Source organism: Allobaculum stercoricanis DSM 13633, assembly GCF_000384195.1.
Lineage (GTDB): Bacteria > Bacillota_I > Bacilli_A > Erysipelotrichales > Erysipelotrichaceae > Allobaculum > Allobaculum stercoricanis.
On record NZ_KB913034.1, the window covers coordinates 1,368,597 to 1,384,618 of the forward strand.

Here is a 16,022-nt window from a genome sequence, read left to right on the forward strand (position 1 = left end):
ATCCTTTCCTCTATTCTTTTTTCTTTGTGTAAATCTAATTTGTTAAAATAAAGAAACAGAAATTCTACATCACCATTATGTTTGATTGTTCAAATATTTTAATGGATTTGAATTTAAGGAGACTTACTATGCAAATTGCCGATCGTATGAATTTTATTCAAAACTCTGTATTTGCCAATTTACGCAAAGACAAAGAACAATATGAACAACAACATCACCAACAAGTATTAGATTTTACTTTAGGTTCACCCAATATTCCCCCGGCACCGAACGTGATTCAAACACTCTCTAACCAAGCTCAAATTGCGCGTAATTATCGCTATGCTGTGGATCCTTTAAATGAATTGATCGATACGATTAGCGAATGGTATTTCAATCGCTATCAAGTTCGTTTAACTGCCGATGAGATTTGTCTTTTACAAGGCTCACAAGAAGCACTCGTCAATTTACCGCTTCTTTATTGTAATCCTGGCGATGGCATTCTCGTTCAAAACCCTTATTATCCCGCTTATGTCGATGCACCTCATATTGCTCAAGCCGATATTCTCTTTATGCCTTTAAAAGAAGAACATGATTATTTAATCGACTTTGACGCGATTAGCCCGATCCAACGGCAAAAAGCCAAAATGATGATCGTTTGTTACCCAAACAATCCAACAGGAGCGACTGCCCCTGATTGGTTTATTGAAAAGCTCATCCGTTTTGCCAAAGAAAACGACATTCTAGTGATCTATGATAATGCTTATTCTGATCTTATTTTTGATGGCTCGAAAGGAAAAAGCTTTTTATCCTTCGATGGCGCAAAAGAAGTCGGCATTGAACTCAATTCCTTTTCCAAATCTTATGGCATGGCTGGAGCTAGACTTGGGGTAATGGTGGGGAACGAAACAGTCATTGCTCAATATCGCAAACTAAAATCGAATCTTGATTATGGAGTATTCTTACCTGTTCAATATGCTGGTATTGAAGCTTTACAAACAGGATCGAAAATTGTTGAACAAACTAGACAAACTTATATTGAGCGACGCCAACTGCTACAACAAGAATTTTCCAAAGCCGGTTGGGCAATTGAACTAACTAAGGCGACTATGTTTATTTGGGCTCAGATTCCCGATGAATATGAAGATTCTTATGTTTTCACCAAAGATTTACTGTTTAAAACGGGCGTGTTAGTGACGCCAGGACTTGCCTTTGGACAAGAAGGCAAACGCTATGTCCGTCTTGCGTTAGTGACGGAAAATGAAACGATTTGCCAAGCTGCTAAACGATTTGAACAAACGCAATTTTTCCATTCTTTAACAACTTCAGACTAAAATGATTCAAAAAAAGCAGAAGAACTTCTTCTTTTGAAGGGTTCTTCTGCTTTTTCGTTTTTTATGATTTGTGTACTTCACGTTCTTCTTTTAAAAGATCACGAATTTCTTCTAATAATACAATTTGCGGATCTGGTTTAGGCTCTGGTTTTTCTTCTTGTTCTGCTTCTTTTTTCACTAAAGCAGCAGCCCGTTTAGAAGCGGCATTCATCGCTTTAATCATCATAAATACAACAAATGCGATGATCAAAAAATTAACGATAGCTTGTAAAAACGCACCATATTTCACTTGCACCGTTCCTACTTGAATAGAGAGTTGCGCTAGATCAACGCCAGCACAAAACATACCGACAATTGGCGTAATAATATCGTTGACTAACGAAGTCACGATTGCGGTAAATGCCGAACCAACAATGATCCCGACAGCCATATCGACGACATTTCCTCGTGAAATAAAATCTTTAAATTCTTGGAAAAATCCTTTCATACCTTCTTCTTTGAACTCCTCTGTATATTTTAGAGTTTTAAAAAACACAAATTTTGTGTGGTGATGTGTTGTTCATATTGTTCTTTGTCTTTACATAAATCGGTAAATACAGAGTTTTGAATAAAATTCATACGATCGGTAATTTGCATAGTAAGCCTCCTTGTTTTTAGATGATTCCACACAATTTTCCATCGAGGCTTTTTTCTACTCTATAAATTCTTCCTGTTATTCGTCTTTTAACATGCGATAACCCACACCGATATGGGTTTGAATATATTGCGGATTGTTTGCATCCTCTTCGATTTTCCGACGCAATGTCGCCATAAAGACACGCAAAGAAGCGATGTCATTATCCCAACTACTTCCCCATATTTTCTGAGTAATAAAAGTGTGAGTCAAAACTTTGCCAACATTTTGCGCCAATATACAAAGCAATTTATATTCAATCGGAGTTAAATGTAATTCTTCGCCCTTCAAATAGACACAACCGGCAGCATAGTCGATGATCAGATCCCCATTTTTAAAAACAGAGGATTGATTATCGAGATCTTTTTGCATTAATGGCAAACGTCTTTGGGCAACACGTAGCCTTGCTAAAAGCTCTTCAACTGAAAAAGGCTTTGTTAAATAATCATCCGCGCCGGCATCTAATGCTCCAATTTTATCGTGATCTTCACTTCGTGCACTGATAACAATAATCGGCATGCTAGACCAGGATCGGATTGTTTCGATAATTTCCACTCCATCGATATCCGGTAAACCTAAATCAAGTAAAACGATATCCGGATTATGAGAAGAAGCTTCTAGTATCGCATTTTCCCCATTTTCGGCAGTTAAATAACGATAATCGTGCGTCTTAAGTGTAGTAACCATCAAGTTGCGAACTGACGGGTCGTCTTCGACAATAAGTATAAGTGGTTTATTCATGAATTTTCACCTCTCCTATCGGTAATGTAAATCTAAAGATTGTGCCATGAGGCTGATTATCCAATACCGATATCGTTCCTCCATGGGCATTAATAATCGATTTGCATAAAGATAAGCCTAGACCAAGGCTTCGTCTACTATCTGCGATTTTATTTGATCCACAATAGAACATATCAAAAACATGTGCTTTAACTTCATCGGATATACCGGGACCATCATCGCTTATAGAAACGATCGCGTTGTTCCCTTGTTTTTTTGATTCGATCACAATTGATGATCCTTTCGGAGTATATTTAATCGCATTATCGATAATATTAATCAGCACTTGTACGATCAATTTGGCATCCATTTTTGCTAGAAGATATTCATCACTTCGTTTGACAGAAATCTTATGCTCAACCCGTTTTCGATTTACATGACGTAAAGCTTCATCAATTGCATCATCGATCAAATCTTCGCTCATTTGAATATTCAGTCGTCCTTGTTCGATGCGGGTCACAGCAAGCAAATTTTCTACTAAATTAATTAGCCACATCGAATCATCATAAATATCAGTATACAGCTGTAGTTTGGTCTGTTCATCAAAATATTCACCATTGACGATCAAGTTATTCGCATTACCAGAAATAGACGTTAATGGCGTTCGTAAATCATGAGAAATTGCTCTGAGTAAGTTTGCGCGTAGTTCTTCATTTTTAGCACGCACCGCCGCCTCTTCTTTTTCTCTTGCGTTTTTCTCATTTTCCATCGCTAATGCAAATTCCCCCAGTATGGAGAGTAAAATACTTTTTTCAAATGCTTCAAGCGGCTCATCATGCATCACAATGCCTACAACACCATAGACTTGATCGGTTACCCGCACAGCCAAATATAAACATTTTGAATTAGATAACGTTTCTGTAGTCGCCCCGGCATGTTTATTGTTTTTAAACACCCATTTTGCAACTGCTTGCTCATTTTCATTAATATAACTTGGATCAAAAGAATTTTGATGAATAAAAAATGTCATCGGATCTTTGAGCGTATCATTTTGCGCCGGATAAAAAATAATATCTTTTCCTAATAATTTATTCAGTTGTATGCAGGAAGCAGAGATGATTTCATTTTGACCTTTAGCAAACTGCAAGAGTTGGTTGGTATCAAACAAAATCTTAGTGCGATATGCAGCTTGTGCTGATTGCTTAGCATGATTTTTTAAACGGTTCGCTAAAGAACCCGTAATAAATGCTGCAATAAACATAATTACGAAAGTAACTGGATATCCTTGATCATAAGCCTGAAACGTAAACTTCGGATCTGTAAACAAAAAGTTAAACACCAAAACACTGACAATCGACGAAATCAAACTATAAATTTGATGAGTTGTCATAACAGAAGTGACTAAAACGCCTAATACATAAACTGCGATGATGTTGGCTTCATCGAAACCTAAACTTTTGAATAAATAGCCAATTAAACTCGATATTCCTAATATTGCGAAACATTTCAAAATATCTGGTAAAGAAAACACGAAAAAGCGATTCTGTTTAGCTTTTTTGGGATGGTAGCCTGTGATATTTTGATTGGAATCGGGAATAACATGGACATCTAGATTCGGTGCAAGTGAAATCACTTTTTCGGTTAAAGTCGGTTTAGCAAACACATTCTTTTTTGTAGCCAAACTACGTCCAATCACAATTTTGGACACACCAGAAAGACGGGCAAATTCTGCAATCTGAAATGGAACATCATCTCCATATACGATTTCGATTTTAGCGCCAAGTTGTTCAGCCAGGCGCATATTGGTACGCAAACGATTGCGGTCTTGTTCATCCATTTCTGGAAAGTCGGGTGTTTCAACAAACAAAGCTGTAAATGCACCTCTAAAAGCCGATGCCATCCGCGCTGCGGTTCGGATTATTTTGGCATTCGAGGGTGAAGAAGAAAGACAGACTAGAATATGCTCATCGGTATGATAATCTCCTCGACTTTTTATCCGTTCATTTCCCGTTAGCCGATTAACCCGATCAGCACAACGGCGCAGGGCAATTTCTCTAAGTGCCGTTAAATTTTCGACCGTAAAGAAATTCTGAATTGCTCTGTTTGCTTGCTCTTCACTATATACATCTCCCTCATTTAAACGATCAATTAAATCCTGGGGTTCAATATCAACAAGTTCTACCTGATCAGCCTGATCAAAGATCGAATCAGGAATTCGTTCACGAACTAATACTTGTGTAATGGAAGCCACCATATCATTTAAACTTTCAATATGCTGGACATTAACTGTCGTATACACATCAATGCCTGCTTTTAATAATTCTTCGATATCCTGATAACGTTTTGTATGACGGCATCCTTTTGCATTCGTATGCGCGAGCTCATCCACAAGAATCAGTTGTGGTTTTCTCGCCATTGCCTGATCTAAATCAAATTCATTAAGTGTGATACCGTTGTATTCAATTTTCAATGTTGGTATCGTTTCTAATCCTTGCAGTAAAGCCATTGTTTTGGGTCTAGCATGTGGTTCAATATAACCGGCAACCACATCTATACCGTTTTCTTTTGCTTCATGAGCAGCTTCTAACATTGCATATGTTTTTCCCACCCCTGCTGCATAGCCAAAAAATATTTTCAAACGTCCTCTATTTCGTTGTTTGTCTTCCTGATTGATGATTTTGAGCAGTTCATCGGGATTTTGTCTACCATCACTCATAGCATCGCCTCCATCAATATATTCATGTATTCTAATCTAAAGTAAATAAATTCTAAAAAAGTATTTCTCTAATCGTATTAAGAAAATCTAAAGAATAATTTTAAGTCTTATCCAAACTCAGGGGTCATGCAAATCATATAGTAAAATTTACACTTCACATCTCAACTATCACAATAAAAAATTACAAAAAAAGAGCGTATTCACGCTCTTTAAAATTTTTCTATTCTAATATGCCATCCAACATTAAATTCACTTTTAAAACATTGACCGTCTCTTCACCGAACACGCCTAGAAATTTACCTTGAGTGCATTTGTCGATTATCTCTTGCACTTCTTGTTCATTCATTTGATTCTCTTTAGCAATCCTTGCAACTTGATAATTTGCCGCTGCTTTAGAAATATGAGGATCTAATCCACTTCCAGAACAAGTCACTAAATCCACCGGAATTGCCGTTTCTTTCATGTCTGGATTAGCCTGACGAATCATATCAACGCGTTGGGCAACAAGTTGTTGATATTCTTCACTAGCTGGACTGAGATTACTTGGTGTTGCGTACATCAATGGTTCTCCATTTTCATCTTGATAAGTTGAAACATCAAGATTCATAATTCTGCCCCACATATGACGTTCATCATTATATTGTTGACCTAATAACTCACTTCCATATCGAACTCCATTCACTTCAATGATGCTGCCGTTGGATTGATGTGGAAAAATCAATTGAGCAGCTCCGGTAATAACTCCTGTATAAGCAATGCCACAAAGCACAGTAAAGACAATTAACATACTCAATGCTTTTTTAGTTATTTGTTTAATTTCTTTCATGATATCGCTATTCACTCCTTATTAATCCTTAAGCCAATCCAAATGCGACAAGTAACATATCAATCAGTTTGACGAAGATAAACGGTGCAATAAATCCTCCTAATCCGTAAACAAATAAATTAGATGAAAGCAGCTTTCCTGCTGGGACCTCACGATATTTAACTCCTTTAAGTGCCAGGGGGATCAAGGCAACAATAATTAGAGCATTATAAATAATAGCGGAAAGAACAGCACTTTGTGGGGAATGCAATCCCATAATATTCATTGCCGCAAGTCCGGGATATAATCCAGTAAATAATGCTGGAATAATTGCAAAATATTTAGCTACATCATTCGCAATCGAGAAAGTCGTCAAACTTCCTCTTGTCATCAATAACTGTTTTCCGATTCGAACAATATCGATTAATTTAGTTGGTGAAGAGTCTAAATCAACCATATTTCCCGCTTCTTTTGCGGCCTGCGTTCCTGTATTCATAGCAACAGCAACGTCGGCCTGTGCAAGTGCGGGAGCATCGTTGGTCCCATCTCCTGTCATAGCAACTAAATGGCCTTTTGCCTGGAAATCACGAATCATCGATAATTTACCTTCAGGGGTTGCTTCGGCAAGGAAATCATCCACCCCCGCTTCGGCTGCAATTGCCGCAGCGGTCATCGGGTTATCGCCAGTAATCATAATGGTCTTGATCCCCATTTTCCGTAGATCCGCAAATTTTTCTTGGACCCCTTGTTTGATAATATCTTTTAAATGAATAACCCCTAATACTTGATGATTTTTAGCTACAACAAGGGGAGTTCCACCGACACGAGCAATTTCCTGAACGATTTGATCACATTGTTCAGAATATACTCCACCTGCATTTTCAATATATTCCCGAATTGCTTGGGCAGCGCCCTTTCGAATTTCGTTTCCCGCATAATCCACACCACTCATTCTTGTTTTGGCAGTGAACGGAATAAAATTCATTTTTTGATCGGTTAAATTTCTTTCTCGAATATTGAATTTTTCTTTTGCAAGAATGACTACGCTTCTTCCTTCTGGTGTTTCATCAGCTAAAGAAGAAAGTTGTGCCGCATCGGCAAGTTCTTGTTCACTAACCCCATCAACTGGAATAAAAGCAGTTGCCTGACGGTTTCCTAACGTAATCGTTCCTGTTTTATCGAGCATTAAAATATCGACATCGCCGGCCGCTTCAATAGCACGACCACTCATGGCCAAAACATTGGCCTGATTCAGTCGACTCATCCCTGCAATTCCAATTGCAGAAAGCAAGGCGCCAATTGTTGTTGGAGCAAGGCAAACAAGTAAGGCAACTAGTGTGGTCACAGAAGTTGGATTATCGATACCTGCTTGTTTTGCACTAAAGATTGAATAGGTATACAAAGACATCGTAACTAAAATGAAGATAATCGATAATGCGATCAAAAAGATCTGCAAGGCGATTTCATTTGGGGTTTTCTTTCTCGCTGCCCCTTCTACCATCGCAATCATCTTATCTAAAAAACTTTGACCCGCTTCACTCGTAATTTGAACGACAATCCAGTCCGAAAGAACCATTGTTCCTCCGGTTACTGCGCTGCGATCTCCACCCGCTTCACGGATAACAGGAGCCGATTCCCCTGTAATCGCACTTTCATCCACTGATGCCGCTCCTTCAATGACTTCCCCATCCCCTGGGATTTGTTGACCGGCTTTAACGAGAACTAAATCTCCTTTTTTTAAAATACTAGAAGATACAGTAGTGATTTGATCTTTACGATCAATTGAAGCAATGCGATATGCTTCTACATCTTTTTTTGCTGCCCGAAGTGAATCGGCTTGTGCTTTTCCCCGTCCTTCAGCAATTGCTTCTGCAAAGTTAGCAAACAGACAGGTAAACCAAAGGATAATTGCAATCGCTAATGTATAACTACTTGGCGCATCTTTTAGGCCAAATAAAGAAAAGATCCAAAGTCCTGTAGTCAAAATTGCTGAAACATAAACTAAAAACATCACAGGATTATCCAGTTGTGTTTTGGGATTGAGTTTTACAAATGAATCTCGAATCGCTCTCGTCAGCATTTTCTTATCCACAAAAGCATTTTTTGTTTTCATAACAGTCATGCCTCCTTACATCAGGTTGCTGAAAAACTCAGCTAATGGACCTAAAGCCAAAGCCGGAAAGAAACTCAATGCGCCTACAATCAAAACGACAACAATTAATAAGAAGATAAACATTCCATTTGTTGTCGACAGAGTTCCTGCCGTTGTTGCAATTTTTTTCTTTTTGGCTAAATTTCCCGCAATCGCCAAAGTACCCACAATGGGTACAAAACGAGCAATGAGCATCGCCAGACCTAATGAGACATTTAAAAATACTGTATTGCTGTTGAAACCAGCAAAAGCCGATCCGTTATTGCCTCCACAAGAAGAAAAGGCATATAACAACTCACTAAAGCCATGAGCGCCATGATTCGTTAAACTCTCGCTCACTTCAGGAATCATTGCTGCAATTCCACTACCCACTAAGATCACAATCGGTGTTGTCAGGCAAACTAGAACTGCCCATTTCATTTCATAAGGTTCAATCTTTTTTCCTAAAAATTCCGGTGTACGACCAACCATTAATCCCGCAATAAAGACGGTCAAAATCGCAAATGCAAGCATTCCATACAGTCCGCAACCTACACCACCAAAGATCACTTCACCGACTTGCATTAAAAGCATGGTGACCATACCGCCAAGTGGCGTAAAACTATCATGCATCGCATTAACACTACCATTGGAAGCCGCAGTTGTATAAGCCGCCCAAGTTGAGGAAGAAGCAATTCCAAAGCGTGCTTCTTTTCCTTCCATATTTCCACCAGCCTGGTCCACTAGTGAAATATTCACTGCCCCATTTTGGGCAAGTTGCTGAGTTCCTGCTTGTTCACTGACCCCAATGCAGGCAATCGCAACAACTAAGCAAATAAACATCGCCGTAAAAATTGCGACCCCTTGTTTTTTGTTTTTAAGCGCGCTGCCAAAGGTAAAACATAAAGCAGCTGGGATCAACAAGATCGAAGTCATTTCAATCAGATTGGTAAATGCACTTGGATTTTCTAAAGGATGTGCCGAGTTTACGCCCATAAAGCCGCCACCATTCGTTCCAGTCATCTTAATCGCAACCTGACTAGCCGCCGGTCCCATTGGAACAAATTGCTCAGTCACAATTTTTGCATCTTCAATAACTTGACCATCAACTTTAACGGTATTGGAAGATACATTAATATCAGCATCTTCAAGAATTTCACCATCTTGACTCACTGCTATAGGCTCAACTAAAGCAACACTGTTTGCTCCATCAAAATTTTGAATTACACCTCCACCAACGAGAAGTAAGGAAACTACAACATTCAATGGCAGAAGAATATGAATAATAATTCGCGTCACATCGACCCAGAAACTTCCCAGCCCATCTGCTTTCACTTTGATAAAGCCACGAATCAATGCGAACAATACCGCAATTCCAGTTGCAGCTGAAAGAAAGTTTTGAACCGTCAAGCCTACCGCCTGAGTTAAATAACTCAATGTTGACTCTCCGGCATAGGCCTGCCAGTTTGTGTTAGTAATAAAGCTAATTGCGGTATTCAAAGCTAAATCCCAATTCACACCCTTTAAGTGTTGCGGATTTCCGGGAAGAACACCTTGTAAAAGCTGTAAGACAAAAAGAAAGACAAATCCAATCCCAGAAAAGATCAGCACTGAAATTGCATATTTCTTCCAATTCATCTGCTCTTCACTATCCACACCCATCACCTTATAAACAGCAGTCTCACAGGGTGTGAGAATTTTAGATAAAAATGTCTTTTCCCCATTCATTACTTTTTTGATATAAGCACCTAGTGGAATGGCCAGCACAATCAAAAATGCAAGATACAGGACATATTGCATCACTGTCGCAAACATTACTGTTCATCCCCTTTCATCAAAATATAAAAATAGAAGATCAAAAGAGCTGTGGCACAAAGACCAATTGCTCCAACAATGACATTCATACTTTTTCCTCCTTACATGTGATACAGATTATAGTTCGTGCCAAATTAAAAATGGATTAACCTCAAACGCCACGAGATTAAAACTGTATAAAGAAATAAAAACAATTATCGAAAAACAATTTAGACAAATAACATTTAAAAAATAACTAGATGAAATGAAAAAGAGGATAATCAATAAATATCAACGTCATTTAGTTAACATGATTTCTTGTTCGCCAAATGATTCTTATGATTATCGAATTTGGAAAAATAGAAACTAAAATAAACTTTTCGTATTCTCAAAATGGTCCAATAAAAAGCCGATTAATTTGAGTTCTTTGCCGCCCAATGAGTAAGGGTAACTCCGTAAAGAAGGAATAGAGTCAAATAGGATTAATTCAAATTTCACCCTCTCACTACACCGTACGTACAGTTCTCATGTACGGTGCTACAGCTTTAAACCATTCTTATCCAGATTGTTCCAGAAGATTACAATTCTCCTGAATTAGATTTTTAGATCCAGAAGATCAATCCCACTCAACTTTACTTAGAATCAATTACATTAGTCATAATCAAAACATGAGTATGAGATCAGGATACTTCTATAGCAAACCTAATCCCCATGCAATTGGGAATGCAACCATTAAAGTGAATAAAAAAAGCGCAAACAAAGTTAAAATTGGTAATCCAATAAACATAAACAGCAACCCATATAATGGATGTCTAAAAGCCAAATGTTCTGCCCGAGCATCCATTTTATGTAAAATTTGATGAATAGATTTTAATGAATTTGTCATAATTCTTATCCCCCTTACACCAATAAGAATTACACGACTTGAATTAAAATAGGGAAAGGACAAGGATAACAGAATTAAGATCCTATAAACCTCAATTGTTTTTTTTCAGTACTTATCGAGGGCAGTTAGATATCCAATACACCATGACTCTTCCATAATCCCAAAACAGCATGTTCAGACTATCGTCTTGAACCAACGCAAAACAAGGTGCCAGATTCGCTCAAATCTTTTTGTTCGAGCTTACTGACACCTTGTTCAGACTTATTTTGTTCTTAAATAAGAAAGAAAAATTCGATCATTACACATCAATTTATTCTTTCATCAATATTGTGATGGTGTAATCCACTATTTGGATTGTAGACAAGATAAAGGGCTTGGCCAGTTTTCTTCTTCAGCCATGAAAGATATACCTTCATCATACCATTCAACACTTTTTACATATTTAGAGCCTTCTTGATTCTATGTAAAACCATGTAAGATGCTTATTGATTTCTATGTATACAAGGACGAATCATTACCGATCATACTTTTTAGCAAATCAAAATTTAAGCTTTTGAAATAGGTGCTGTTTTATTTTTCAGCCATTCTGCTTCTTCTTGAGTTAAACGTGGAGAAATTGTGTCATATACACGTTTATGATAAGCATTTAACCATTCGATTTCATCATCAGTCATGATGTTTAAATCTAATCCACGAACATCAAATGGAACTAATGTTAGTGGATCATGGCATAAGAAATCATGACTTTCAGTTGAGCAATAAGGTTTTGTGACGATTAAGTTTTCGTGACGAATACCAAATTTACCTTCTACATAAACACCTGGTTCATTACTTGTGACCATACCGACTTCTAATGGTGCAGAATCGCGACGTTCTGGTACAATTCTCCATCTAATGCCGTTAGGACCTTCATGAACGCTAAGTAAGCATCCAACACCATGGCCTGTTCCGTGATTAAAATCTAATCCTTTTTTCCATAATGGTTGACGTGCTTCAATATCTAAGTTTAATCCACATGCGCCTTTAGGGAATACGGCACGAGACAGATGGATGTGTCCTTGTAAAACAAGAGTGAACGCTTCACGTTCTTCATCTGTTAATTCCCCAACAACAAATGTACGAGTAATATCTGTTGTTCCTGTTAAATAATGTCCACCAGAATCGAGAAGGTATAAACCTCTTGGTTCAATGACAACAGGATGAGCTTCATCTGGGTGGTAGTGAGGCATAGACGCATTTGCACCATATGCAGAAATTGTTGTGAAAGAGTCTTCTACGAATTCTGGTTGTAAAGAACGTAAATGGTGCAGGTGGTTTCTTGCATCAATTTCCGTTACAGTATGGCCAGCATTCATTTCTTCTTCTAACCATTTCCAGAATTGAATCATTGCAACTGCATCACGTCTGTGTGTTTCATAGAAACCTTCAACTTCAACTGGGTTTTTCTTCGCTTTTAAAAGTTGAACTGGATCGACTGACCAAATTGGTTGTTGAATTGCACGACCGATGCGAGAGTTGATAAAGCTTTTATCCATTAAAACTGAACCATCGAGTGTTTCAACATCTGCGTAAATGTCGCGATATCCTTTAATTTCAATTCCATTTTGTGTCAATAATTCTCTACTTTGATCATCTAATCGAGAACCATCGATATATAAAACGCCATAATCTTGATCATCTAAAATGGAGTATGCTAAAGCGACTGGAAAGCTTGGAATATCGTGAGCGCGTAAGTTGTAGAGCCAAGCAACTTCGTCAATTTTAGAGAGGACATGATATTTAGCGCCTTCTTTTTTCATTGCTTCACGAACTGCAACGAGTTTATCGGCAATTGACATGCCAGTATATTTTTCATCGTAGTGGAATGTTTTAGAGTTTGGTAAAGCTGGACGATCTGGCCATGCTTCTCCTGCTAAATCTAAATCTGTAACAATTTCCAGATCTTTTGTTTTGAATGCATTTTGATACATTTCAAAATCAGTCATCGATACGCAACGACCGTCGAAAGCAACGCGTTGGTGTTGAGCAAGATGATCTAAAATATAATCTTTAATCGTTGGCGTATCTTTTTCGCCCATTTTCATTAAATCAATGCCACTGCCTTCTAATTCTTTTGCGGCTTGAATGAAGTAGCGTCCATCTGTCCAAACTCCTGCCTGGTCATCTAAAACAACAAGGACACCAGCACTTCCTGTAAATCCTGAGAAGTGGCGACGAGCACTGAAATAGTCACAAACATACTCAGTATCATGGAAGTCAGAAGTTGGAATGATCAGAGCATGGACATCATGTTCCCTCATCTTTTCACGTAATAATTTCATTTGATTGGATTCCATAAGTATTCCTTTCTTTCGTTGGCGTGCACAAGGCTATTTAAAGTCTGTAAGCAAGCATCTCTATTCATTGTAGACCATTTTTCACAATGTTGGGTAAGAATTTGTCTTTCCTAGTCAAACAAAAATAAAAACCCTTCTCATACAAACTCAAATTATTGCGTTTGAGCTTTGTCAAAAAGGGTTTTATTGAATCAATAAATTCAATAAATTTAATTTAAACGCCCGCTGGTACATTTGGATCAACTGGTGCTGAGGCATTTGGATCTACTGGCACATTTGGATCAACTAGTGCTGGGGCATTTGGATCTACTGGAGCACTTGGTTGCGCTTCTTCCGGTGGCATTGATTCTGAAGTAATCTGATCCACTTCATTTTTATTATGCGGTAGACGAACAAGCTTTGTGAGAGTTTGATCTTGGTTATAGATCATGGAGAGCACATTTGTAGAATAAGCACCTAAACCAAACAAGATTGACAACATCAAGAGCGTTTTAATTACATAAGAGACAATATGGACGCCTTTAAATGTATTTTCTAAACGCATATATTTAAACTGTCCCCATAGATTGACTACAGGAACAAGCAATACAATCAATTGAGCTAAATATCCCATTGGAGTAATGTTGTTGAGATAAAGCATAATATTGAATGCTTCTTTGGATTCGATCGTGTTGGCATAGTCAAAGAAATATTTCCATAACATATAACCATTCATCATGCCTAAAGCACACATTAAGCTAATCGCATAAATAGCACTGACAAAGAAAATCACGATTCGCTTATTGGCATCATTGTTGGCTTGTGTTAAACGAACAACACGCGACAATGTACAAAGATAAGTGAAAGTCAGCCACACTCCATATATCCAAGGGGAATATGGGATCCATGGTGCGCTCACACATAAAATAATTGAAATCCAGATCATGAAGTTGGCTAATGTATCCGTTCTAGAATGCCAGCGTTTGATTTTACGGATTCCAAACGTCTTCATCGAAAAAGGTGTCGTACATAATGCGATCATTTTAAATGGCAAGCAAGCGATCAGGACCGCAATGAATATTCCAATTCCGAGTTGAAGGTAAACGTTACTCAAAATTCCATTCATATTTTCTCTTCTTTTTTCCTTTATTTTGTTTAAAAATAGTTCCCGATTCGAGAGGGCTATTTCTTATATTTTTCAATCACCGTTTTTTATCGTATCATTGAATCCGTTTTTCTTCACGCTTTGTCCCATAAAAGCAATTCAATTTCCATAAACTCAATCCAAAAATGAAGCAAAAAAGGGCTGCAACAGCAACTACGGAAACTTGCAGATCTAGACTTGCCAGCTTTGAAACATAACGGATGGCTAAAAACAAAACAAATAATCCGGCTAAAGAAAGCCAACGCCAAATTCCATGATCAAAGCGTATAATCACTTCAATCAATGCCCGACAAACTAGATAGAGTCCCAGTGCACTAACGATTTGTGATAATCCAAAGTTCATCATCCCCATTAAATTTTGATGGTCGATAATTTGATCAAACAGCACATCAAATAAAACAATCCAAGCACTGATTGCTAGCAAAGCATCCCAAAAATCAACTGTCCATTTGTTTTTTGTTTGGATCAGTTTTTCTTTTTCGTTTGCAAACTGTTCTTGAAAACAATCTAATGCAGTTTGTGCATCTTCTTGATTTTGATTCAACTTTTCTAAAAGTTTAAAAATCATTTGTTCTTGTTGAACAAATGGGATTGGCAACGAGCGAATTTGATTGATCAAGCGCTTTGTGGGCGCAAATACACAACTCGGAATTTGATCGACATCAAAGCGTTTAGCATTTAAATACGTATAGAGATTCATGAAAGTACCTTTATATTTTCTTTTGGTAGTGCATCTTCGTGGTTTTGCACAATTTGTTCAACACGGTTACGAACACTGGCTAACACAGTCCAATAATCTTCTTGTTTCGCAAAACAAATGATGCGAATCATGAGTGATTTTCCATTTGTACTGTAGTCTGCTACGACAGTCATCGGCTTCGGATCTTTTAATACGCCCGTTTCATTTTCGAGCATCGTTTGGATCTCATTTTGGATTTGATCATAAGAACATGTTCGTGAAACCGGCACAATAAAAGCCACACGACGACTTGGTGAAACAGAGTAATTCACAATCGGCGTAGAGATCAATTGGGCATTAGGAATGACGACTTCTTGTAAATCAAATGTTTCTAATGTTGTAAACATAATTTCAATTGTTTTGACTGTTCCTTCAAACTCTTCATTTTGGATGTAGTCCCCAATACGAAACGGTTTTGTCATCAAAATTTGAATTCCACTCGCCACATTGGCCATATTTTCTCGCAAAGCTAAAGAAACACCTAAACCTAAAGCAGAAACAGCACCGACTACAACTGACATATTCACGCCAATTTGCGCTAAGGCAATGACAATTGCGATGATTCGAATCGAAATATTGACTGCCGATCCGGTAAACGTTAAAACACCTTGATCAACAAGTGTTCCTCTCGCATTTTGAAATTTTAATATGATATTTTTGACAAAAGAGCCAAAGAAAAACCCAACAGCAATCTCTGCCATTGCCGCTGCAAGATCGATCCAAAAGCTATTTTTAATGAGTTCTTCCCACATTGTTCATCCCTCG

General features: G+C 37.8%; 12 protein-coding genes. 1 reads left to right on the plus strand and 11 read right to left on the minus strand.

Features of this window, described 5'->3' with window-relative positions:
• Positions 1-128: 128 nt before the first annotated feature.
• Entirely contained in the window at positions 129-1,313 is a 1,185-nt protein-coding gene (locus ALLST_RS0106325) for a pyridoxal phosphate-dependent aminotransferase (RefSeq protein WP_019893277.1), read from the plus strand.
• 61 nt (positions 1,314-1,374) lie between these two features.
• On the opposite strand, the gene mscL is transcribed toward ALLST_RS0106325, so the two are convergent.
• The 11 genes from mscL to ALLST_RS0106390 form a co-directional block, all read right to left on the minus strand.
• Positions 1,375-1,800 (minus strand): large-conductance mechanosensitive channel protein MscL, encoded by a 426-nt coding sequence (gene mscL / locus ALLST_RS0106330; RefSeq protein WP_019893278.1) that lies wholly within the window; start codon positions 1,798-1,800, stop codon positions 1,375-1,377.
• 225 nt (positions 1,801-2,025) lie between these two features.
• Positions 2,026-2,727, minus strand: coding sequence for a response regulator (locus ALLST_RS0106340; protein WP_019893280.1), 702 nt, complete (start codon positions 2,725-2,727; stop codon positions 2,026-2,028).
• Entirely contained in the window at positions 2,720-5,422 is a 2,703-nt protein-coding gene (locus tag ALLST_RS0106345) for an ATP-binding protein (RefSeq protein WP_019893281.1), read from the minus strand. Before ALLST_RS0106345 ends, ALLST_RS0106340 begins: the two co-directional genes overlap by 8 nt.
• A gap of 220 nt (positions 5,423-5,642) precedes the next feature.
• A complete protein-coding gene (gene kdpC, locus ALLST_RS0106350) occupies positions 5,643-6,248 on the minus strand; it encodes a potassium-transporting ATPase subunit KdpC (RefSeq protein ID WP_019893282.1) in 606 nt (201 codons plus the stop codon).
• 28 nt (positions 6,249-6,276) lie between these two features.
• Positions 6,277-8,340, minus strand: coding sequence for a potassium-transporting ATPase subunit KdpB (gene kdpB, locus ALLST_RS0106355; protein WP_019893283.1), 2,064 nt, complete (start codon positions 8,338-8,340; stop codon positions 6,277-6,279).
• A gap of 15 nt (positions 8,341-8,355) precedes the next feature.
• Positions 8,356-10,173, minus strand: coding sequence for a potassium-transporting ATPase subunit KdpA (gene kdpA / locus ALLST_RS0106360; protein ID WP_019893285.1), 1,818 nt, complete (start codon positions 10,171-10,173; stop codon positions 8,356-8,358).
• A 670-nt stretch (positions 10,174-10,843) separates the two neighbouring features.
• Entirely contained in the window at positions 10,844-11,038 is a 195-nt protein-coding gene (locus ALLST_RS0106370) for a hypothetical protein (protein WP_019893288.1), read from the minus strand.
• Between the two features lie 545 nt (positions 11,039-11,583).
• Positions 11,584-13,374, minus strand: coding sequence for an aminopeptidase P family protein (locus ALLST_RS0106375; RefSeq protein WP_019893290.1), 1,791 nt, complete (start codon positions 13,372-13,374; stop codon positions 11,584-11,586).
• Between the two features lie 214 nt (positions 13,375-13,588).
• Positions 13,589-14,479: a hypothetical protein gene (locus tag ALLST_RS0106380; protein ID WP_019893291.1), complete on the minus strand. Its 891-nt coding sequence runs from the start codon at positions 14,477-14,479 to the stop codon at positions 13,589-13,591.
• Positions 14,480-14,573: 94 nt separating this feature from the next.
• Positions 14,574-15,218, minus strand: a complete 645-nt coding sequence (locus tag ALLST_RS0106385; RefSeq protein WP_019893293.1) for a hypothetical protein — start codon at positions 15,216-15,218, stop codon at positions 14,574-14,576.
• Complete coding sequence (locus ALLST_RS0106390) at positions 15,215-16,009, minus strand: mechanosensitive ion channel family protein (RefSeq protein ID WP_019893295.1); 795 nt, start codon at positions 16,007-16,009, stop codon at positions 15,215-15,217. Before ALLST_RS0106390 ends, ALLST_RS0106385 begins: the two co-directional genes overlap by 4 nt.
• Between the last annotated feature and the right edge of the window lie 13 nt (positions 16,010-16,022).

Excerpts from the sequence above, each read along its gene's own strand:
- ALLST_RS0106325 (WP_019893277.1), top strand. The coding sequence starts at position 129 with ATGCAAATTGCCGATCGTATGAATTTTATTCAAAACTCTGTATTTGCC.
- mscL (WP_019893278.1), bottom strand. The coding sequence starts at position 1,800 with ATGAAAGGATTTTTCCAAGAATTTAAAGATTTTATTTCACGAGGAAAT.
- ALLST_RS0106340 (WP_019893280.1), bottom strand. The coding sequence starts at position 2,727 with ATGAATAAACCACTTATACTTATTGTCGAAGACGACCCGTCAGTTCGC.
- ALLST_RS0106345 (WP_019893281.1), bottom strand. The coding sequence starts at position 5,422 with ATGAGTGATGGTAGACAAAATCCCGATGAACTGCTCAAAATCATCAAT.
- kdpC (WP_019893282.1), bottom strand. The coding sequence starts at position 6,248 with ATGAAAGAAATTAAACAAATAACTAAAAAAGCATTGAGTATGTTAATT.
- kdpB (WP_019893283.1), bottom strand. The coding sequence starts at position 8,340 with ATGAAAACAAAAAATGCTTTTGTGGATAAGAAAATGCTGACGAGAGCG.
- kdpA (WP_019893285.1), bottom strand. The coding sequence starts at position 10,173 with ATGTTTGCGACAGTGATGCAATATGTCCTGTATCTTGCATTTTTGATT.
- ALLST_RS0106370 (WP_019893288.1), bottom strand. The coding sequence starts at position 11,038 with ATGACAAATTCATTAAAATCTATTCATCAAATTTTACATAAAATGGAT.
- ALLST_RS0106375 (WP_019893290.1), bottom strand. The coding sequence starts at position 13,374 with ATGGAATCCAATCAAATGAAATTATTACGTGAAAAGATGAGGGAACAT.
- ALLST_RS0106380 (WP_019893291.1), bottom strand. The coding sequence starts at position 14,479 with ATGAATGGAATTTTGAGTAACGTTTACCTTCAACTCGGAATTGGAATA.
- ALLST_RS0106385 (WP_019893293.1), bottom strand. The coding sequence starts at position 15,218 with ATGAATCTCTATACGTATTTAAATGCTAAACGCTTTGATGTCGATCAA.
- ALLST_RS0106390 (WP_019893295.1), bottom strand. The coding sequence starts at position 16,009 with ATGTGGGAAGAACTCATTAAAAATAGCTTTTGGATCGATCTTGCAGCG.